At 74.6% G+C, this 20,339-nt stretch carries 17 protein-coding genes and 1 pseudogene; 6 read left to right on the forward strand and 12 right to left on the reverse strand.

All coding sequences use genetic code 11. The annotated features are described in order from the left end of the window. Positions 1-30 precede the first annotated feature (30 nt). Positions 31-621, reverse strand: a complete 591-nt coding sequence (gene rimP / locus AB0O09_RS31295) for a ribosome maturation factor RimP (RefSeq protein ID WP_363547495.1) — start codon at positions 619-621, stop codon at positions 31-33. Between the two features lie 250 nt (positions 622-871). On the opposite strand from rimP, the gene AB0O09_RS31300 reads away from it, so the two are divergent. Together AB0O09_RS31300 and AB0O09_RS31305 are read left to right on the forward strand one after the other, a co-directional pair. Further along, positions 872-1,915, forward strand: coding sequence for a ferritin-like domain-containing protein (locus tag AB0O09_RS31300; RefSeq protein WP_363547498.1), 1,044 nt, complete (start codon positions 872-874; stop codon positions 1,913-1,915). Positions 1,916-1,988: 73 nt separating this feature from the next. Beyond that, positions 1,989-2,918, forward strand: a complete 930-nt coding sequence (locus tag AB0O09_RS31305) for an aminoglycoside phosphotransferase family protein (RefSeq protein ID WP_363547501.1) — start codon at positions 1,989-1,991, stop codon at positions 2,916-2,918. Here AB0O09_RS31305 and AB0O09_RS31310 read toward each other — a convergent pair. From AB0O09_RS31310 to AB0O09_RS31350, 9 genes are all read right to left on the reverse strand, one after another. Continuing rightward, positions 2,891-3,457, reverse strand: coding sequence for a GNAT family N-acetyltransferase (locus tag AB0O09_RS31310; RefSeq protein WP_363547504.1), 567 nt, complete (start codon positions 3,455-3,457; stop codon positions 2,891-2,893). The two genes, AB0O09_RS31305 and AB0O09_RS31310, sit on opposite strands and share 28 nt — an antisense overlap. A 61-nt stretch (positions 3,458-3,518) precedes the next feature. Continuing rightward, positions 3,519-4,394 (reverse strand): GNAT family N-acetyltransferase, encoded by an 876-nt coding sequence (locus AB0O09_RS31315; protein ID WP_344626979.1) that lies wholly within the window; start codon positions 4,392-4,394, stop codon positions 3,519-3,521. Between the two features lie 178 nt (positions 4,395-4,572). Beyond that, positions 4,573-5,733: a flavodoxin-dependent (E)-4-hydroxy-3-methylbut-2-enyl-diphosphate synthase gene (gene ispG, locus AB0O09_RS31320; protein WP_363547506.1), complete on the reverse strand. Its 1,161-nt coding sequence runs from the start codon at positions 5,731-5,733 to the stop codon at positions 4,573-4,575. A gap of 159 nt (positions 5,734-5,892) precedes the next feature. Continuing rightward, the gene (locus AB0O09_RS31325; RefSeq protein ID WP_363547509.1) at positions 5,893-7,197 is read right to left on the reverse strand and encodes a site-2 protease family protein; all 1,305 of its coding nucleotides are present in this window, start codon (positions 7,195-7,197) and stop codon (positions 5,893-5,895) included. Between the two features lie 50 nt (positions 7,198-7,247). After that, on the reverse strand, positions 7,248-8,477 hold the full coding sequence (gene dxr, locus AB0O09_RS31330) for a 1-deoxy-D-xylulose-5-phosphate reductoisomerase (protein ID WP_344626969.1): 1,230 nt from the start codon (positions 8,475-8,477) through the stop codon (positions 7,248-7,250). A gap of 67 nt (positions 8,478-8,544) precedes the next feature. Continuing rightward, on the reverse strand, positions 8,545-8,952 hold the full coding sequence (locus AB0O09_RS31335) for a hypothetical protein (RefSeq protein ID WP_363547512.1): 408 nt from the start codon (positions 8,950-8,952) through the stop codon (positions 8,545-8,547). Between the two features lie 157 nt (positions 8,953-9,109). Continuing rightward, the gene (locus tag AB0O09_RS31340; protein ID WP_363547515.1) at positions 9,110-10,552 is read right to left on the reverse strand and encodes an aldehyde dehydrogenase family protein; all 1,443 of its coding nucleotides are present in this window, start codon (positions 10,550-10,552) and stop codon (positions 9,110-9,112) included. A gap of 162 nt (positions 10,553-10,714) precedes the next feature. Next, a complete protein-coding gene (locus AB0O09_RS31345) occupies positions 10,715-12,280 on the reverse strand; it encodes a PucR family transcriptional regulator (RefSeq protein WP_363547518.1) in 1,566 nt (521 codons plus the stop codon). 208 nt (positions 12,281-12,488) lie between these two features. After that, a complete protein-coding gene (locus AB0O09_RS31350; protein WP_363547521.1) occupies positions 12,489-14,519 on the reverse strand; it encodes an ATP-binding protein in 2,031 nt (676 codons plus the stop codon). Between the two features lie 228 nt (positions 14,520-14,747). Here AB0O09_RS31350 and gabT point away from each other — a divergent pair, with 228 nt between their 5' ends. Beyond that, positions 14,748-16,088, forward strand: a complete 1,341-nt coding sequence (gene gabT, locus AB0O09_RS31355; protein ID WP_359979552.1) for a 4-aminobutyrate--2-oxoglutarate transaminase — start codon at positions 14,748-14,750, stop codon at positions 16,086-16,088. 427 nt (positions 16,089-16,515) lie between these two features. Then, positions 16,516-17,178, forward strand: a complete 663-nt coding sequence (locus AB0O09_RS31360) for a phosphatase PAP2 family protein (RefSeq protein WP_363547530.1) — start codon at positions 16,516-16,518, stop codon at positions 17,176-17,178. Positions 17,179-17,242: 64 nt separating this feature from the next. Here the strand turns inward: AB0O09_RS31360 and AB0O09_RS31365 are convergent, their stop codons facing one another. Then, on the reverse strand, positions 17,243-17,584 hold the full coding sequence (locus AB0O09_RS31365; RefSeq protein ID WP_363547524.1) for a DUF2218 domain-containing protein: 342 nt from the start codon (positions 17,582-17,584) through the stop codon (positions 17,243-17,245). A gap of 212 nt (positions 17,585-17,796) precedes the next feature. On the opposite strand from AB0O09_RS31365, the gene AB0O09_RS31370 reads away from it, so the two are divergent. Continuing rightward, positions 17,797-18,291, forward strand: coding sequence for a MarR family transcriptional regulator (locus AB0O09_RS31370; protein ID WP_363547527.1), 495 nt, complete (start codon positions 17,797-17,799; stop codon positions 18,289-18,291). Here the strand turns inward: AB0O09_RS31370 and AB0O09_RS31375 are convergent. Next, positions 18,194-19,123 carry an EamA family transporter gene (locus AB0O09_RS31375; protein ID WP_363547533.1) on the reverse strand — a complete coding sequence of 310 codons (930 nt, stop codon included), beginning with the start codon at positions 19,121-19,123 and terminating at the stop codon, positions 18,194-18,196. The two genes, AB0O09_RS31370 and AB0O09_RS31375, sit on opposite strands and share 98 nt — an antisense overlap. A gap of 175 nt (positions 19,124-19,298) precedes the next feature. Here AB0O09_RS31375 and AB0O09_RS31380 point away from each other — a divergent pair. Next, positions 19,299-20,183 (forward strand): annotated as a pseudogene (locus AB0O09_RS31380) (LysR family transcriptional regulator); the annotation flags it as partial. Positions 20,184-20,339: the final 156 nt, after the last annotated feature.

The following is a 20,339-nucleotide window of genomic DNA, read 5'->3' on the forward strand; positions in this document are numbered from 1 at the left end:
TTCAGGTTCATGATCGGGGCAACGCCCCGGCTACGCGTCGTGCGAGCCGTCGTCGCCGGCGCCGTCCGTGTCGGCGGTGTCGGCGGTGTCGTCGACGTCGTCCGCGTCGACGATGTCCTCGGCCTCGTCGAGCAGCGCGTCGTCCTTGCGGTTGAACTCCACCTGGACCCGGGCCTTGGCGACCTCGGCGAAGGCCAGCCGGCGCTCCTTGGGACGGCCGCGCCCCTTGACCGGCTGCACCTCGACGAGCGCGCCCTCCTCGTCGCTCTCCAGCACCCGGGCGGTGATCTCGCCGCCGTCGACCAGCTGGATCTTCGCCAGCCGGCCCTCGGCACGGGCCCAGTGGCGCGGCAGCACGAGCGGGCGCTCAGCACCCGGCGAGCCGACCTCCAGCAGGTACGCGGCACTGCCCATCAGGTCGGAGTCGTCCAGCGCCCGGCCGACCTCGCGGCTGAAGTCCGCGATCGCGTCGAGGTCCACACCGCCGTCGGCGTCCACGTCGATCTGGACCTGCCGGCGGCTGCCCGCCTGGGTGATCCTGACGTCCTCCAGGTCGAGGCCCGCCTCGGCGGCCAGGGGTTCCAGCAGCGCACGCAGCCGGTCGGTCTGGGGGGTGCTCATCCGGGTGACTCCTCGGCCGCGTCTGCTGTTGTCAGGTGCTAACTCACGGCGCAGCCTATCCGGTCCACCGGGCAACCGCCGATTCCGACCGTGCCGCCCGCCCGGGTGACGGCGGCGCCTGCGAGCAAGCTCACACCCCCCGGTCGGACCCGCCCGCCCGTCCGGGGCCGGGGAGGCCCTGCGATGATGCACGGTGACCTCACGGTGACCCAGGGGCACCCCGCCCCGCGAGACGAGCGGGAGCGTGTCGATGCTGTCCCCCACCCGGCGGACCGTCCTGGCCCTCGGCGCGCTCGCCGGAGCGCTGCTGGCGGCCGGCTGCACCGAGGACCACCGGGACGCCGACCGCACGGACCGGCCCGACCCCGACCTTCCGCTGCGGCTGCGCGCGGTGGCCGCGACCGACCGCCTGCTCACCGACTACGACGCGGTGATCGCCGGCCCCGGCGCCGACCGGGCGGCGGCGCTGCGCGAGCTCCGGGCCGACGTCGAGGAGCACCGGGCCGCGCTGGCCTCGGGACTGCCGACACCGTCGCCGTCCGGCCCCGCACCGTCCTCGGCCACCGCGTCCGCCACGGCCGCCACGGCGGCGCCCGCAGTCGGTGTCGCCGCCCTGGCCGCCGCCGAACGCCGCACCGCCGCGGAACGGCTAGCCGACCTGGAGGCCGCCTCCCCCGCGCTCGCCCGGCTGCTGGCCTCCGTGGCCGCCTCCGGCGCCCTGCACGCCGGGGCGCTCGGCGACCCGGGCCCGATCGCCCCGCCGGCCGCCCCGACCGGGGCCGCGCCGTCCGGGTCGGCGAGCGGCCGGCCCGCACCGCTGCCGACCGGCGCGGTGGCCGCCCTGCAGGCCGCGCTGTCGGCCGAGCACGCCGCGGTCTACGGCTACGGCGTGGTCGGCGCCCGAACGCCGGCGGGCCCGCAGCGGGACGCCGCCCGCGCCGGTTACGCCGCCCACCAGGCCCGGCGGGACGCGCTGCAGCGCGAACTCGACGGTGCGGGCGCCACCCCCGCAGCCGCCGCGGCCGGCTACCGGCTGCCGTTCGCGGTCTCCGACGCCGCCGGTGCCGGACGGCTCGCCGCGCACATCGAGACCCAGCTGACCGCGGTGTGGGCGGACGCCGTCGCCGGCACCGGCGGGGCGCTGCGGCAGACCGCCGCCACCGCCCTGCGGGAGACCGCGCTGCGCGCCGCGCAGTGGGGCGCCGACCTGTCGGCACTGCCCGGCCTGCCGGCACAGGAAGCGGCCGACGGGGCGGGCACGACGCCCGGCACGAGCGCGTCGGCGAGCGGCTGACCAGCGGCTTCCCGCCGATGGCCGACAATGGACGGGCCGCACCCCTGTGCGGCGCACCGAGCGAGAGGCCACCATGCCGGCACTGCCAGGCCAGCAGATCACCGTCCCCGAGCGGCTCGCGGACACCGTGCGGGTCTGGGCGGGCGAGGAGGGGCTGGCCTGGCTGGCCGCCCTGCCCGAACTGGTCGCCGGGTACCTGGACCGCTGGGGACTGACCCTGGAGCGGGTCGCCGACCCGGGCGGCCCGATCAGCCTGATCGGCTTCGTGCACCGGGACGACGACCTCGCCCCGGCCGTTCTCAAGGCCGGACTGGTGACCCCGGAGACGGACCGGGAGCACGCCGCGCTGCGGCACTGGGCGGGCCGCGGCGCCGTGCTGCTGGTCGACGCCGACCCGGCGGCCGGGGTGCTGCTGCTGGAGCGGCTGCACGGCGACATCCCGTTGCGCTCGCTCGCCGAGTCGAAGGCGATGCTGGAGGCGACCGGGCTGCTGCAGCGGCTGTGGGTGCCGCCCGCGGACGGGCATCCCTTCCGACTGGTGGTGGACGTGGCCGCCGAGCTGTCCGGGCGGATCGCCGAGCGCCGTGCCCTGCCGGGCGCCGAGGCGGCCGGGCCGCTGGTCGACGAGGCGCTGGAGACGGCCGCCGCGCTGGCCGGGTCCGAGCCCGAGCGGTTCCTGCTGCACGGGGACTTCCACCACGGCAACGTGCTCGCGGCGGACCGCTCGCCGTGGCTGGCGATCGACCCGAAGCCGGTGGTCGGCGAGCGCGCCTGGGACCTGGCCTGGCTGGCCCAGGACCGGATGGACACCCTGGCCGGCTCCCCCGGCCCCCGCGCGGCCGTCCGGCGCCGGCTGCAGCAGCTCTCCGGCGCGCTGGAGGTCGACCGGGACCGGCTGCGCGGCTGGACGCTCTTCCGCACCGTGGAGGCCGGCCTGTGGCACCTGTCGACGGGCGACCGGGCGGCGGCGGAGCTCTACCTGGAGTTCGCGGCCTGGCTGTGAACCGCGGCGAGCGGCAGCCGGGCCCCCATCACGGCGTACGGGCGGACGGTGTTCGGGAAGCGCACCGCCCGGGCGAGGTCGCGGTAGCCGAGCGAGCGGTAGAGCCGGCGGGCCGGGGTCTCGGCGTCGATCGCGGAGAGGATGCTGCGGTCCTTGCCGGAGCGTTCGCACAGGCCGCGGATCAGCGAGCTGCCGAGGCCGCGCCCCTGGTAGCCGGGCAGCACGTGGAGTTCGGTGACGGCGAAGACGCCGTCCAGCCAGTCGCCGTACCCGCCGGCCTCCAGGTACGGCTGGATGACGGTGGACCACCAGTGCTCGCGGGAGTTCGGCATGCCGTAGCCGAAGCCGACCAGCCGGCCGCCGCTCATCGCGCCGAGGGCGAGCACACCGGGCTGCTGGGCGTGCCGTCCGACGATGTGCAGCCGCACCGCGACCTCCTCGGGGGTCAGCCCGAAGGCGAGCGCCTGGACCTCCAGCGCGTACGGCGCCCAGGCCGCCAGGTCGATGGCCTCGATCGTCACCTCGGTGAGCTGCTCCATGACCGGGACGTTACTCCTCGAGGGCCCGCCGTGACCTGCGAAGACCGGGATCCGCCGGAGGTCAGAACAGGACGCTCATGAAGGCGCCGACCTCGGTGAAGCCGACCCGCTTGTAGGCGGCCCTGGCGCGCAGGTTGAAGTCGTTCACGTAGAGCGAGACGACGGGGGCGACCTCGCGCAGCGCGATGTCCAGGACGGCGGCCATGCCGGTCTTCGACAGGCCCCGGCCGCGGTGCTCGGGGGCGACCCAGACGCCCTGGATCTGGCAGGCGCCCTCGGTGACGGCGCCGACCTCCGCCTTGAAGAGCACCTCGCCGTCCTCGGAGAAGCGGGCGAAGGAGCGGCCGGCCGAGACCAGTTCGGCCACCCGGGCCTGGTAGAGCAGGCCGCCGTCGCCGGCCAGCGGCGAGATGCCGACCTCCTCGGTGAACATCGCGACGCAGGCCGGCATCAGCGTCTCGATCTCGTTGCGCCGCACCCTGCGGACCAGCGGGTCGGCCTCGACCTCCGTGGAGGGGGCGGTGGCGGCCATCAGCGGCTGGTGGGCCCGGACGTCCCGGGCGGGGCCCCAGCTGCGCTCCAGCAGGGCCCAGAGCTCCGCCGTGGGCCCGGCCGGGCCGACGATGGAGGAGCAGCGGCGGCCCTGGCGCCGGGCGCGCTCGGCGAAGGCCCGGACGGCCTCCGGCCCGGCGTCGACCAGGACGAGGTTGGCCCCGGCGTAGCAGAGCGACTCCAGCCGGCCGTCCTCGCCGTACCAGCCCCACATCTCGCCGCCGAGCCGCCACGGGTCCAGGCCGACCGCCTCGACGCGGGTGGCGACGAAGGCGTTGGCGACCGGGTCCCGGTGCAGGACCTCCAGGGCGTCGTCGAGATCCGGGGCGTCGAGCACGCGGGTGGCCGCCAGGGCCCGTGCGACCTGGAAGGGTCCGGGGAGCATCACACCTCGATCGAGCACAGGCACCTCACTAGACACGCCCCACGGGACTTCTGCCGCACCCTACTCCCCCGGGCGGCGCGGCAGGGAACGCGAGGGCCGTCCGTACACCCCCGCGGCCCCCCGGGACGGGGGTGCGGGGGTCGTGCGGACGGCCCAGGAGTCAGCGGTCGCTACCGGGTCACTCGGCGGCGACCACGACGGGCGCGCCGGACTCGACGCCCTGCTCCTGCATCTGCTCGGCCAGCTTGAGGGCCTCCTCGATGAGGGTCTCGACGATCTTCGACTCGGGGACGGTCTTGATGACTTCGCCCTTCACGAAGATCTGGCCCTTGCCGTTGCCGGAGGCGACGCCGAGGTCGGCCTCGCGGGCCTCGCCGGGACCGTTGACGACGCAGCCCATGACGGCGACGCGCAGCGGCACCTCCATGCCTTCGAGGCCGGCGGTGACCTCCTCGGCGAGCTTGTAGACGTCGACCTGGGCGCGGCCGCAGGACGGGCAGGAGACGATCTCCAGGCCGCGCTGGCGCAGGCCGAGCGACTCCAGGATCTGGTTGCCGACCTTGATCTCCTCGGCCGGCGGGGCGGAGAGGGAGACCCGGATGGTGTCGCCGATGCCCTCGGCGAGCAGGGCGCCGAAGGCGACGGCCGACTTGATGGTGCCCTGGAAGGCGGGGCCGGCCTCGGTGACGCCGAGGTGCAGCGGGTAGTCGCAGGCGGCCGCGAGCTGGCGGTAGGCGTTGATCATCACGACCGGGTCGTTGTGCTTGACCGAGATCTTGATGTCGCGGAAGTCGTGCTCCTCGAAGAGCGAGCACTCCCACAGGGCGGACTCGACCAGGGCCTCGGGGGTCGCGCGGCCGTACTTCTCCAGCAGGCGCTTGTCGAGCGAGCCGGCGTTGACGCCGATCCGGATCGGGACGCCGGCGTCCTTGGCGGCCTTGGCGATCTCGCCGACCTTGTCGTCGAAGGCCTTGATGTTGCCGGGGTTCACCCGGACGGCGGCGCAGCCGGCGTCGATCGCGGCGAAGACGTACTTCGGCTGGAAGTGGATGTCGGCGATCACCGGGATCTGCGACTTCCTGGCGATGATCGGCAGCGCGTCGGCGTCGTCCTGCGAGGGGACGGCGACCCGGACGATCTGGCAACCGGAGGCGGTGAGCTGCGCGATCTGCTGGAGGGTGGCGTTGACGTCACTGGTCAACGTGGTGGTCATCGACTGGACCGAGATCGGGGCGTCGCCGCCGACCGGGACGTTGCCGACCATGATCTGACGCGAGTAGCGGCGCTTGGCGAGCGGCTTGAGCGGCAGGGACGGAATACCGAGCGAGATCGCGGACATGTGCGCAGGGTTCCCCTGGGTGAGGTCGGTGAGCCGGCCGTATTTGCTCGGGCCGGGCCGGGCGCGTCGATGAGGTCGCACCCGGCACACAACGGTACGGCACGCCCGCGGGCCCCAGCACATCCGGCGGTGCCGCGGGCCCGGGCGGGCCGTCGGCGGTCAGTTCAGCTTCACCGGGTTGACCACGTCGGCGGCCATGACGAGCACGGTGAAGCAGATGAAGACGGTGGCGACGACGTACGCGAAGGGCATCAGCTTGGCCACGTCGAAGGGGCCGGGGTCGGGGCGCTTGAGCAGCCCGGCCAGGCGGCGGCGGACCGACTCCCAGATCGCACCGGCGATGTGGCCGCCGTCCAGCGGCAGCAGCGGCAGCATGTTGAACAGGAACAGCGACAGGTTGATGCCGGCCAGCAGCTGGACGAAGAAGGCGAGCTGCTGGGTGGCCGGGATGTCCATCGCGAAGACGTCGCCGCCGAGGCGGGCGGCGCCGACCATGCCGATCGGGGAGTCGGTGGAGCGGGGGGTGCCGTCGACGACGGCGTGCCACAGGCCGGGGATCTTGCCGGGCAGCGCGACCAGCGAGGAGACGCCGTGCTCGGCCATCGAGTACATCTCGTCGGTGGACTCGCCGAGGCTCATCCGGACGACGCCGGTCGTCGGGGTGAAGCCGAGGAAGCCCGCGGTGACCGGGTCGCCCTTGACGGTGCGGCCGTCCTTGTCGACCGGGTTCACCGTGTTGCTGGTGATGTCGGCGGTCAGCGTCAGCCGCTGGCCGCCGCGCTCGACGACGATCGGGACCTGCTTGCCGGGCGACTTGCGGATGTCCGCCTGGAGCTGCTTGTAGCTGTGGATCTCGTCGCCGTCGAAGGAGACGAAGCGGTCGCCGGCCCGCAGCCCGGCCAGGTTGGCCGGGGACTTCGGCGCGTCGGTGGGGCAGGTGTCGGTCGGCTGGCCGGCCTTGACGACGCACTGGCTGACGGTGGAGACGGTGGGCACCGCCGTCTGCACGCCCATGCCCATGAACAGCAGCAGGAAGAGCACCACCGAGAGGATCAGGTTCATGAACGGGCCGGCGAACATCACGATGACCCGCTGCCAGGGCTTGCGGGTGTAGAAGAGCCGGTGCTCGTCACCGGGCTGCAGCTCCTCGTAGGAGGCCTCCCGGGCGTCCTCGATCATGGAGCGCCAGGGCGAGCTGCTGCGCTTGGTGATCCGGCCGTCCGCGCCCGGCGGGAACATCCCGATCATCCGGATGTAGCCGCCGAGCGGGATCGCCTTGATGCCGTACTCGGTCTCGCCCTTCTTGCGCGACCACACGGTCGGGCCGAAGCCGACCATGTACTGCGGGACGCGGATCTTGAACAGCTTGGCGGTGGACAGGTGCCCCAGCTCGTGCCACGCGATCGAGAACAGCAGCCCGATCAGGAAGATCAGGATGCCGAGCACCCACATCAGATTGCTCACCGCTCGCCCTCCGCCATGCCGTCGTCGCTCCGCTCGCCGCCGTCGTGCTCTCAGCCCGCCGCCAGCTCGCGGGCCCGGGCTCGGGCCCAGTCCTCCGCCTGGAGGACGTCCGCGACCGTGAGCGAAGTTCCCCGCGCGGGGGTGCCGTGCTCGGCGACGACCTTCGCCACAGTGTCCACGATTCCGGTGAAGGGCAGCCGGCCGCCGAGGAAGGCGTCCACGCACTCCTCGTTCGCCGCGTTGAACACCGCGGGGGCGGTGCCGCCGAGCGTACCGACCTCGCGGGCGAGCGAGACGGCCGGGAAGGCCTCGTCGTCGAGCGGGAAGAACTCCCAGGTCGCGGCCTTCGTCCAGTCGCAGCCGGGGGCCGCGTCCGGGACGCGCTCGGGCCAGCCGAGGCCGAGCGCGATCGGCATCCGCATGTCCGGCGGGCTCGCCTGGGCGAGGGTGGAGCCGTCGGTGAATTCGACCATCGAGTGGACGACCGACTGGGGGTGCACCACGACCTCGATCCGGTCGAACGGGACGTCGTAGAGCAGGTGCGCCTCGATGACCTCCAGGCCCTTGTTGACCAGGGTGGCCGAGTTGATCGTCACCACCGGGCCCATCGCCCAGGTCGGGTGGGCGAGCGCGTCGGACGGGGTCACCCCGGCCAGCTCGGCCCGGGTGCGGCCGCGGAACGGGCCGCCGCTCGCGGTGACCACCAGCTTGCGGACCTCGGCCCGGGTGCCGGCCGCCAGCGCCTGGAAGAGCGCGGCGTGCTCCGAGTCGACCGGCACGATCTGGCCGGGTGCGGCCACGGCCTTCACCAGCGGGCCGCCGACGATCAGCGACTCCTTGTTGGCGAGCACCAGCACCCGGCCGGCCTCCAGCGCGGCCAGGGTCGGCCGCAGGCCGATCGAGCCGGTGATGCCGTTGAGCACCGAGTGGCACTCCGTCGCCGCGAGCTCGGTCGCGGCGTCCGGGCCCGCGAGGATCTCCGGCAGCGGGCGGCCCGCGGCCCCGGCCGCGAGCGCCTCGCGCAGTGCCGGGACGGCGCTCTCGTCGGCCACCGCCACCGTCCGCACGCCGAGCTGCAGCGCCTGCTCCGCGAGCAGCGCGACCCGGCCGCCGTTGGCGGACAGCGCCACCACGCGGAAGCGGTCGGGGTTGCGCAGCACCACGTCGATGGCCTGGGTGCCGATCGAGCCGGTGGAGCCGAGGATCACGAGCTCCCGCGGACCGTCCGGGTCCTTGACCGCCGGGGTGTAACGGAGCTGGGGGTGGGCGAGCGAGTTCATGCCCCCATTGTGTCGTGCGGAGGGCGGTGCCCGGCGCGGGGTCGTGCGGTACGGACCACTCCCGGGCCTACTTCCAGGCCCAGATCTTCCCCACCGCCTTGCCGTCCGCGCCGACCTCCCACTCGAAGGCGCCCGCGACGCCCCGCAGGTCCGCGAACTCGGGCGAGTCGCTGCTGTAGACGATGGTGCCGCGCCAGCTGGTGCCGCCGCCCTCGGTGAAGCGGCCGACCCCGCCGCCCTGCCAGGAGGCGTGCGCGCCGCTGGGGCTCATGATGACGCCCTGCCCCTCGCCGTACAGGGTGCCGTCCGGGCGCAGCCGTCCGGTGTAGCTGCCCGTGTCGTTGACGGTGACGCCGAGCAGGTGTCCGGTGCCGGTGAACGAGGTCTCCACGACGGGCGGCAGCCCGTGGTCGCTGCGGACCACCCGCTGGCCGGTGACCTGTGCCTGTTCCTCTCCGATGAGGTCGCCGAGCATGGTCGACCTCCCTTCCTCCCCTTCCGGACTACGCCCCCTCCGGGGGGCTGTCAAGGCAGGGCCGGAGGGGCGCGGACGCGGAAACGCCCCGCCACCGGGAGCCGGTGACGGGGCGTCGGGGCGTTCGGGCGTCAGCCGCCCGCAGCCGTGCGGACCGTCAGAGGTCCAGGCCGGTGAGCACCAGGACGCGCTCGTAGGTGAAGTCCTCCATCGCGTACTTGACGCCCTCGCGGCCCACGCCGGAGTCCTTCACGCCGCCGTAGGGCATCTGGTCGGCACGGTAGGACGGCGCGTCGCCGATGATCACGCCGCCGACCTGCAGCTCGCGGTGGGCGCGGAACGCGGCCTGCACGTCGTGGGTGAAGACGCCGGCCTGCAGGCCGAAGGAGGAGTCGTTGACGGCGGCGAAGGCCTCGTCGGTGGAGTCCACCTTGTGCAGCGACAGCACCGGGCCGAAGACCTCGGCGGTGGCCAGGATCGCGTCGCCGGAGAGGTCCGCGACCACGGTCGGGGCGTAGGAGGCGCCCTCGCGGACGCCGCCGGTGAGCACCTTGGCGCCCTTGGCGACCGCGTCGTCCACCCAGGACTCGACGCGCTTGGCGGCGTTCTCGTCGACCAGCGGGCCGACGTCCACGGCGTCGTCCGTCGGGTCGCCGGTGACCTGGTCCTGCACCTTGGCGACGATCTTCTCCACCAGCGCGTCGTAGACGGTGGCGTCGGCGATCACGCGCTGCACCGAGATGCAGGACTGGCCGCCCTGGTAGTTGGAGAACATCGCGATCCGGGTGGCCGCCCACTCCAGGTCGGCGTCGGAGTTCCAGTCGGCGAGGACCACGGCGGCGGCGTTGCCGCCGAGCTCCAGGGTGACGTGCTTGCGCGGCACCGAATCCATGATCTGGTAGCCGACCCGGTCCGAGCCGGTGAAGGAGATGACCGGCAGCCGGTCGTCCTGCACGAGGGCCGGCATCTTCTCGTTCGGCACCGGCAGGACGCTCCAGGAGCCGGCCGGCAGGTCGGTCTCGGCGAGGATCTCGCCGAGCACCAGCGCCGAGATCGGGGTCGCCGGGGCGGGCTTGAGGATGATCGGGGCGCCGACCGCGATCGCCGGGGCGACCTTGTGCGCCACCAGGTTCAGCGGGAAGTTGAACGGGGCGATGCCCAGCACCACGCCCTTGGGGAAACGGCGCACCACCGCGAAGCGGCCCGCGCCGCCCGGGTCGGTGTCCAGCCGCATGGTCTCGCCGTTGGTGCGGCGGGCCTCCTCGGCGGCCCAGCGGAACACCGAGACGGCACGGCCGACCTCGCCGCGCGCCCACTTGATCGGCTTGCCGTTCTCGGCGGTGATCAGACGGGCGATCTCCTCGGTGCGCTCGGCCAGCCGCTTGGACACGTGGTCCAGGGCGGCCGCGCGGACGTGCGCGGGGGTCGCGGCGAAGACCGGTACGGCGGCGGCCGCGGCGGCGACGGCCTCCTCGACCTGGGCGTCCGTCGGAACGCTGACCTTGCCGACCAGGCTGCCGTCGAACGAGTGGCGGACCTCGAAGTCCGACTCGCCGCTCGCCCGGCGGCCGGCCAGCCAGAACTCATGGGTGGTGGTCACGGTCGTACCGGCCCTTCCCTCGATTGGTGGATACCAGCCCACGGTAGGACGGCCGGAACGCCAACCGGATTGGACACCGCGGAGTGGACCCCGCCGGCCGAAGTACACAGTGGCGTGTTGCGGACCGTCGGGGACCCGGCCCCGCCCATCACCCGGAGGCGATCACTCCTCGCCGGCGCGCAGGGCGAGCCACAGCTCCATCCGGACGTCGGTGTCGTCCAGCGACCGGCCCAGCAGCTCCTCGACGCGGCGCATCCGGTAGCGCAGGGTGTGCCGGTGCACGCCCAGGTCGGCGGCGGCCGCGTCCCACTGCCCGTGCCGGGACAGCCAGGCGCGCAGGCTCGCCACCAGGTCGCCGCGGGCCGTCCGGTCGTGCTCGCGCAGCGGCCGCAGCAGACCCTCGGCGAACGCCGTCACCGCCTCCTCACCGAGCAGCGGCAGCAGCGAACCGGCGCCGACCTCCTCGTGGTCGACCGAGCGGCGACCGCCGCGCAGCGCCACCGCCAGCGCCCGCTCGGCCTGCGCGTACGCCGTGCCGGCGTCCTCCAGCGAGGTCGGCGCGGAAACGCCCAGCGCCAGGCCCTCGTGCTCCTCGACCGCCCCCAGGCAGGCCCGGTGGGCGGCGCCGTTGTCCTGCGCCAGCACCAGCAGCCGCGGCCCGTGCGGGCCGTCCTCGCGGGAGACGAGCAGCCGCTCGCCGACCCGGCCGCCGGCCTGCTCCGCCCGGTCGCCGAGCTCGCTCAGCGCCTCCGCGGCCTCCGGGCCGGTGCCCGCACCGGCCACCATCACCCGCGCCTCGCCCTCCGGCAGACCGCCGAACACGCCCGCCGACACCTGCCGCGCGGTCGCCACCTCGCCCGCCAGCACCATGTGCAGCAGGGCGGCGCCCATCCGCTCCTCGGCCTGCCGCAGCTCCCGCGACCGCTCCAGGGTCAGCGTCAGCAGCGCCACCGCCGCGTTCAGCACGTACCGCTCGGTCGGCGTGATCCGGTCCTCGGTGCCCACCGCCAGGAAGCCGCGCGGGCGGCGGTCCGCACCGAGCGACTGGACGACCACGAAGTCCTCGTCCGCGGTGTCGATCCCCGGTGAGCGGCCCTGCAGCGCCGCACTCGACGGCGCCGGGCGGCGGCGCAGCCGGTCCACCTCCGCCGCCAGCCGGCCGGCCCGCCGGGCCGCCCAGTCCGGCGCCACCGCGGACAGCGCGCCCGACCCGTCGTACAGCGCCGCCCAGCCGCCGAGCCGGGCCGCGAGCCGGCGGACCACCGCCGTCGTGCCGTCCTTGCCGAGCGCGGCCCGGGTCAGCTCCTCCTGCGCCTCGAAGCTGGTGGTCACCGCCTCGTACTGCTCGGCCGCCAGCGCCGCCGAGACGGCCTTGCTGATCGCGATGAACGGCGTCGCCTCCGGCACCCGCAGCAGCGGCAGGCCGCGCTGCGCCGCCGCCTCCACCAGGGCCTGGGGCACCTCGGTGTGCGACAGGCCGACGCCCAGGCCCAGCCCGACCACCCCCGCGTCGGCCAGCCGGTGCACGTACGCCTGCAGCCGCGACGCGGTCTTGCCCAGCTTGATGCCCGTGGTGAGCAGCAGTTCGCCGCCCTCCAGGAAGGGCGTCGGGTCGTCGAGCTCGCTGGTGTGCACCCAGCGGACCTGCCGCTCCAAGTGGTCCGTCCCCGCCAGCACGGTCAGATGGAGCGCGGTGTTGCGGACGACGGAGGCGAGTGTGGGGGGCATGGCACCTTCGCTGGTACGACGCGGTCGCGCCGTTGCGACCGCGCAGGTGAGGGGTTGGGGGGCTGACTCCATTATGTACGCCCCGGACAAGCGGCAGCACGGAATCCTCCGCCGCGGAGTCAGCGCCGCGGCGGCCCGCCACGGTGACCCGCCGCGGAGCCGCGCCGCGACCGGCACCGCCTGCGGATCCGTGCGGTCCGGACCGCCGTCAGTCGCGCAGGTCCACCAGCAGCGGCGGGACCTGGTCCCCGTCCACCGTCGTCAGCGACACCACGGCGTGCCCGCTCGGCAGCGCGTGCGCCAGGTCGGACGGCGACCAGCGGTGCCGCTCGACGTCCCGGGTGGTCACCGACTCGGTCTGCGCGGTCGTCCCGGACAGCGCCTTGCGGCCCGCCCGGGCGGCCTTGCGGACCAGCCCGCCGGAAGTGTCCGGCGTGTGCGTCACCGCGGTCTCGGTGACCAGGTGGGTGCCCCAGGCCTCGGAGAACAGCCGGCCGTCCCACGGGGCGATCCCCGGGAAGGCCATCCGGCAGCCGACCGCGCCGAACAGCGGCGCCCGCAGCGGCTCCGGCAGGTCCACCAGGGTGCGCAGCAGCAGCACCGCGCCCGCGTTCGCCGCCCGCATCCGCTGCAGCCCGCGGACGATCTGCGCGTCCACCGCCGCCGAGGCGTCGTCCACCACCAGGCCGGCGAACAGCGACCGCTCGGTGCGCGCCGACGCGGCCTGCACGAACTGGGCGACCACCAGCCGCGACAGCATCCGGGCGACCTCCGGGTGGCTGCGCTCCGGCAGCTTCACCCGGACCCGCAGCGGGTGCTCCAGCGCCCGCATCGCGAACGGCGGCAGCGCGTCCGGGCCGCCCGCGAAGCTGCGCGCGAAAACGGGACGGTCCAGCAGCGCCAGCCGGTCGGCCAGCAGCGTGCCGGGGTCGTCGACCCGGCCGTGCCGACTCTCGCGGTGCAGCAGGTCGGCCTCGTGCACCGCCAGCAGGCCGCCCGCCTGCAGCGCCTTGCGCAGCACCGCCCAGGCGTCCTGGTCCCCGCCGAGCAGCGCCCGCAGCTCGCGCACCCCCGGGTAGCGGCCGTACGCCGCGTGGTACGGGCCGACCACCTGCTGCAGCGCGGTGCGCGCGGTCTCGGCGCGTGCCGCCAGCTCGTCCGGCAGCAGCGCGTCGGCCAGCCGGGCCGCGGCCTCGTCCGGGTCCGCGGCGGCGCCGTACAGGTCGAGGCCGTACGGGGACGCCGGGTCGCCCGGCGCGATCACCACGTCGTACCAGGCGTCCGGGCCGAGGTCCGACTCGGCGGCGCCGATCACCACCGCGCAGGCCGTGCCGGCGAGCGCCTGCAGGCAGAGTGCCTCCGCGACCGGCCGGGCCAGCCGGGCGGTCTTCCCGGTGCCGGCCGGGCCGACCGCCAGCAGGGAGGTGCCGATCAGCTGCGGGTCCAGGGCGAACCCGGCGCTGCGGTGGGCGGGCGGGTTCTTCACCACGTTCTGCGCGGTGCCGAGGCGGACCTGACGGGTCAGCAGGTCGTGCCGGCCGCTGCGGCCCGGCAGGTCCCGGGCCTCGGAGGGGTGGGCGCAGGCGGCGGCACCGCGGACCTCGACCTGCTCCGCGAAGGCCGGCAGCAGCTCCGGGTCCGCCAGCACGGTCTCCCAGGCGTGGCGGATCCGCGCGTAGTCGACGTCACCGACCGGCTCGCCGTCCAACCGCCGCGCCGCCTGCGGCGCAGCCCCCCGGATCCCGGCCCAGGGGTCGGTGGTGAGGGGGGTCCGCTCCGCAGCGTCCTGGGACTCCTCGACGGTCACGGTCCGGGAGAGGAGGGGTGTCACGTAGCGGCGCCAGACCTCTGCCCAGCGCCCCATGCCGCCGAACACCCTGATCACCACGACAAGCACGACGACATTGACCACCAGCACCTCCGTCGTGGCGGAGTCACTGTCGGTGTACTGCACTCCGACGAGCTGGAGCCCGGAGAGCACGAGGCCGACGCCGTAGATGAAGGCGAACCACGCCACCACAAGGTTGAGGGCGGCGCGCAGGAGGAGGTGGCGGGCGGGGACGGCGGCCTGTTCGGCGCGGGTCTCGTCGTGGGGGCGGTGGCCGAGGCGGAAGACACCGGGCGGGGTGTCGGGGCGGGGTTCGGTCGCCCAGGCGGCGAGGTCGAAGGGGAGGGTCCGCTGCGGGGGGACGGACGATGTCCGCTGCGCCTGCTGCCCCCGAGTGCCGTCCAGTCCCATCCCGGCCCCACTCCCTGTCCCACCGCCGGCAATGCCATACCCATGCCGCCGGTCCGGCGACACGCCCGCGCTCAATGTAGTGGAGCAGGGGCGCGTGTTCGCTGAACCGGGCGCGCTGGCCGCGCCGGACAATTCGGGCGGCGCACTGCTACCGAGTGGCGCATGCTCGGGTCGTGGGCTCGGTCGTAGCCTTCGAGGACCGAGCACTGAGATATGGAGAAACCCGCCATGAGCGCTGCAACCCCGCTCCCGCAGGAGCGCCGCCTGGTCACCGCGATCCCCGGCCCGAAGTCGCAGGAGCTGCAGGCCCGCAAGCTCGGTGCGGTGGCCGCGGGTGTCGGCACCACCCTGCCCGTGTACGTGGCCCGTGCCAACGGCGGCGTGCTGGAGGACGTGGACGGCAACAGCCTGATCGACTTCGGTTCCGGCATCGCCGTGACCAACGTCGGCAACAGCGCGGAGGCGGTCGTCGCCAAGGCGTCCGAGCAGCTCGCGGCGTTCACGCACACCTGTTTCATGGTGACCCCGTACGAGGGCTACGTGGCCGTGGCCGAGCAGCTGAACGAGCTGACCCCGGGCGACCACGAGAAGCGCACCGCGCTGTTCAACTCCGGCGCCGAGGCCGTCGAGAATGCGGTGAAGATCGCCCGCGCGTACACCAAGCGCACCGCCGTCGTGGTGTTCGACCACGGCTACCACGGCCGCACGAACCTGACCATGGGCCTGACGGCGAAGAACATGCCGTACAAGCAGGGCTTCGGTCCGTTCGCGCCGGAGATCTACCGGGTGCCGGTGGCCTACCCGTACCGCTGGCTGACCGGTGCGGAGAACTGCGCCGCCGAGGCCGCCGCGCAGGCGATCGACATGATCAACAAGCAGATCGGCGCCGAGAACGTCGCGGCGATCATCATCGAGCCGATCCAGGGCGAGGGCGGCTTCATCGAGCCGGCCAAGGGCTTCCTGCCGGCGATCGTGGAGTACGCGAAGGCCAACGGCATCGTGTTCGTCGCGGACGAGATCCAGACCGGCTTCTGCCGCACCGGCCAGTGGTTCGCGTGCGAGGACGAGGGCGTCGTCCCGGACCTGATCACCACCGCCAAGGGCATCGCCGGCGGCCTGCCGCTGGCAGCCGTCACCGGCCGCGCCGAGATCATGGACGCCGCGCACGCGGGCGGCCTGGGCGGCACCTACGGCGGCAACCCGGTGGCCTGCGCCGCCGCGCTCGGCTCGATCGAGACCATGAAGGAGCTGGACCTCAACGCCAAGGCGCAGCGCATCGGCGAGGTCATGCTGGGCCGCCTGCGGACCATGCAGGAGAAGTTCGACGTGATCGGCGAGGTCCGCGGCCGCGGCGCGATGATCGCGATCGAGCTGGTGAAGCCGGGCACCAAGGAGCCCAACCCGGAGGTCACCGCCGCTGTGGCGAAGGCCTGCCACGCCGAGGGCCTGGTGGTGCTGACCGCCGGCACCTACGGCAACGTGCTGCGTTTCCTGCCGCCGCTGGTGATGCCGGAGCACCTGCTCACCGAGGGCCTGGACATCATCGAGGGCGCCTTCGCCGGCGTCTGACGAGCCCGGGGCGGTGGACAGCGCCCCGCAGGAGCGGCCCGGTCCGACCAGGACCGGGCCGCTCCTCGTTTCCTCCATCGGCGTCCACCGGCCTGTTGCGGGCCGGCCGCGGGCCGTGCGCCGTCGCGAGCGGCGGTGGGACGGGTACCACCGCGTGGAGGTTGTACTCCCACTGGTGAAGATGCTGTGCGAAACCACTTGCGCATCTCTGCTCGGCACTGCCTTTGACGTACTGTCATGACAGATGGACAGCGAGCCGCGACCCTTAGCGACATCCTCCGCCGCCCCGGCGCGGGCGGCAGAGCATCCAGACCGATCGACCGACCGCCGGGCCCACACCCCCCGGGCTGTGCGGAGCGGCGATCACCTCGGCCGCCCCGGAGCTCTCCCCCCTGCTCCGGGGCGGCTTTCGTTGCTTGTCGTGCCCATGATGCTCGCGGTGCTGCTGGTGCTGATCTCCTGGCAGGTCGCGGTCGACGGACCGCTGCTCGGACTGGACACCGGGGCGCGGCACACCATCCACGAGCTGCGCCACGCGCTGCACAGCACGCTGGTCAACCACCTCGGCGCCGGCCTGTCCGACCTGGGCGGCGCGGTACCGGCCGTACCGGTGCTGCTGGCCGCGGGGGCCCTGGCGGCGGTGCGCCGGCGCCGCGCCGCGCCGGCCCGCTGGTGGCTGCCACTGCCGCTGGCCGCGGCGGCCGCAGCCCTGATCCCGCTGCTGGTGGTGCCCGCCAAGGCCTGGTTCGCCCGCCCGGGGCCGTACGGGCTGCCGCTCGCGCCCGACCAGTGGGGCTGGTACCCGTCCGGGCACACCGCGACCTCGGCGATCGCCTACGGGACGGCGGCGCTGCTGCTCGGCGGAACGCTCGCGGCCGACGCCCGGCTCGTGCTGCACACCTGCACCGCGATGCTCTGCCTCGGCGTGGGGGCCGGCCTGGTGTGGAGCGACTACCACTGGCTGCTGGACGTGGTCGCCAGCTGGTGCCTGGCCGGTCTGCTGCTGTGGGCGGCGGCGCTGCTGGTGCGGCGCACGCTGCCCCGCGTACCGGCCGACGGCGGGGGCCCGCCGCGCTGGGGATCCGGCTGACCGGGCCGCGCGGACGGTGCGGCCGGGGCGGCCGGGGCGGCCGGGGCGGCCGGGGCGCATCGGCTCAGCTGTCGGCCGGGGGTTCGTCCCGGTTGCGGTGGACGAGGCCGGGCTCGCCGTTGTCGCGGTGCCACTCGACGACCAGTTCGTCGCGGGCGCCGAACCGGACGAGGTGGCGGCCCACCACGTCCTCGAGGTCGGCGAGGCGGTCGGACTCGCCGTCGACGACCAGCAGCAGGCCGTCCGGCTCCGCGGTGAGGACGGCGGTGCCGTAGGAGAAGGTGACGGTGCCGCGGCCGGCCTCCTCGGACCAGTCGGCGGTCACCCGGCGCCCGAGGTGGGCGGCGAGCTGCTTGCCGTAACGGCCGGGGCGGTCGGTGGCGACGCGGGCTTCGGATCGGGACACGGGATCTCCAGAGTGCCGGGTACGGGAATCGGGGGCGCTCCGCGCGCGCGGGCACCCGTCGGACGGGGGCCCGCGGGGCAGGCTCCGGACCGTCCATAACTACGGTAAGGCGAATAGTGAGGTTAACTCAACAAATTTTGGGGACTGCCGCACCGATACCCTGGCCCCGCCCGCCCCGGGCCGGGCCGGGGCACTCCGAGCCGGGAGCCCCCATGACCACGCCGCCGACCGCCGACACCGCAGCGGAGCTCGCCGACGCGCTGACCCGGGCGATGAAGCGGATCCGGCGGCAGACCATGCACCGGCTGGAGCCCTACGGCATCACCCCCGCCCAGGCCCGCGCACTGCGCACGCTGGCCCACGCCCCCGGCTGCGACGAGGGGCCGGGCGCCCCGATGCGGCTCAGCGACCTGGCCGAACGGCTGCGGATCGCCCCCCGCTCCGCGACCGCGGTGGTGGACGCCCTGGAGGAGGCCGACCTGGTCGCCCGCACCCCGGACCCGGCCGACCGCCGGGCCGTCCGGGTGGTGCTGACCGATGCCGGCCGGGCCGCGCTGGAGCGGATCGGACAGGTCCGCCACGAGGTCGCCCGGGACTACTTCGAGCCGGTCAGCCGCGCGGAGCAGGAGGTCCTGCTGCGGGCGCTGCGGGCCGCCGAAGCAGCACACGAATCAGCGACGCCGCCCGGTCGGCCGGCACCGCGGTGAGCCCGATCCCGGCGATCACCAGGACGGCCGCGGCCCCGGCGAGCGCGCTGAACCGCTCGCCGAGCAGCAGCCAGGACGAGGACATCCCGAACACCGGCACCAGCAGCGAGTAGGGCGCCACCGCGGAGGCGTCGTACCGGCGCAGCAGGTGGCTCCAGGCGACGAAGCCGAACAGGGTGGAGACCAGGCCGACGTAGGCGATGGCGCCGATGCCCGCCGCCGAGATCCCGGCGAGCGCCCTGAGGTCGGCATCCGGGCCCTCCACCAGCAGGGACAGCGCGAGCAGCGGCAGCGGCGGCACCGCGCTGACCCAGACCATCCAGCGCAGGGCGTCCGCCGGGGCCGCCCTGCGGGTCAGCACGTTGGACAGCCCCCAGAACACGGCCGCCGCGATGACCAGCGCGAACGCACCGACCGGGCCGCCGAGGCCGTGGTCGACGGCGGCGAGCGCGATGCCGCCGAAGGCGACGGCGAGACCGGCCGTGCGCTGCCCGGTGGGCCGCTCGCGCAGCAGCACCGTCGCGAACAGCGCCGTGAACACCGCCTGGCTCTGCAGCACCAGCGAGGACAGGCCGGCCGGCATCCCCGCGTGCATGCCGAGGAAGAGCAGGCCGAACTTGGCCACGCCGAGCGTGCACCCGACGGCCGCCACCCACTTCCAGGCAACCCGCGGCGGCCCGACGAAGAAGACGGCGGGCACGGCGACGACGGCGAAGCGCAGGGCGCAGAAGAGCAGTGGCGGGAAGTTCTCCAGGCCGACGTGGATCAGCACGAAGTTGAGGCCCCAGACGGCGGCGACCAGCACCGCCAGGCCGATGTCGCGCGGCGCCATCGCGGCACCGGCGGGGCCCGCGCCGACGGAGGACGCGGAACGGCCCGCGGCGACGGGGGGAACGGGGACGGAAGCGGTGGTCGGTGGCATGGGTCGAGCCTGGCGGGTGGGCACTGTTCAGCACCAGCGATGAATTCTGAACCGAACCGTTCAGCAACGCTTTACCATGGCCGTCATGTTGGATCTCGGCAGGATGCGCGCGCTGCACGCGGTGGCGGTGCACGGCTCGGTCGGCGGCGCGGCGGCCGCCCTCGGGTTCACGCCCTCCGCCGTCTCGCAGCAGATCTCCAAGCTGGAGCGGGAGACCCGCACCGTGCTGCTGGAACGCCAGGGCCGCGGCGTGGTGCTCACCGACGCGGCCGCACGGCTGGCCGACACCGCCCGGCAGCTGCTCGCCCTGGTCGAACAGGCCGAGGTGACGCTGGAGGAACGGCGCGGGCAGGCGGTCGGCCGGCTGCTGGTGGCCTCGTTCGCGACCGGCGCCCGCGGGGTGATGCCCGGTGCCCTCGCGGACCTGCGGGAGCACTGCCCCGACCTCGACGTCCGGCTGCTGGAGACCGACCCGTACCCGGCCGTCGAGCTGGTCACCCGAGGTGAGGTCGACCTCGCCCTCGTCCAGGACTGGCCGACCGTGCCGCTGCCCGTGCAGGACGGGGTCTCCCGCCTGGACCTCGGTCTGGACCCGGTGGACCTGCTGCTGCCGGCCGGTCATCCGCTCGCCGCGCTCGCCACCGTCCCGGTGGAGCGGCTGCTCGGACAGCGGTGGATCAGCGTCCCGCCGGGCAACATCTGCCACGACTGGCTGGTGCGCACGCTCCGCGAGGCCGGCGAGGAACCCGACGTGCTCTACCAGGTCGGTGAGTTCGAGACCCAGATCGCGCTGATCCGGGCCGGTCTCGGGCTCGGCCTGGTGCCCCGGCTCGGCCGGGCGCCGCTGCCCGCCGGAGTGGTCGCCCGGACGGTCTCCCCCGAGCCCACCCGCCGGGTGTACGCGCTGTGGCGCAGCCAGGCCTCCCGCCGTCCGGCGATCACGGCCGCCCTGCGGGCGATCCGCGAGCAGTGGGCCCTGGTCGAGGCGGCCTCCGCGGCGGCGGGAGCGGGCGCGGGGGGGGGGGGGGGCCCCCCCCCGCGCCCCCCCCCCCCCCCCCGGCGCCCCCCCCCCCCCCCCCCCCCCGCCGCCCCCGCCGCGCCCCCGGCCCCCCCCCAAAAAACCCAC

Origin of the sequence: Kitasatospora sp. NPDC093679 (assembly GCF_040683455.1) — a bacterium.
Lineage (GTDB): Bacteria > Actinomycetota > Actinomycetes > Streptomycetales > Streptomycetaceae > Kitasatospora > Kitasatospora arboriphila.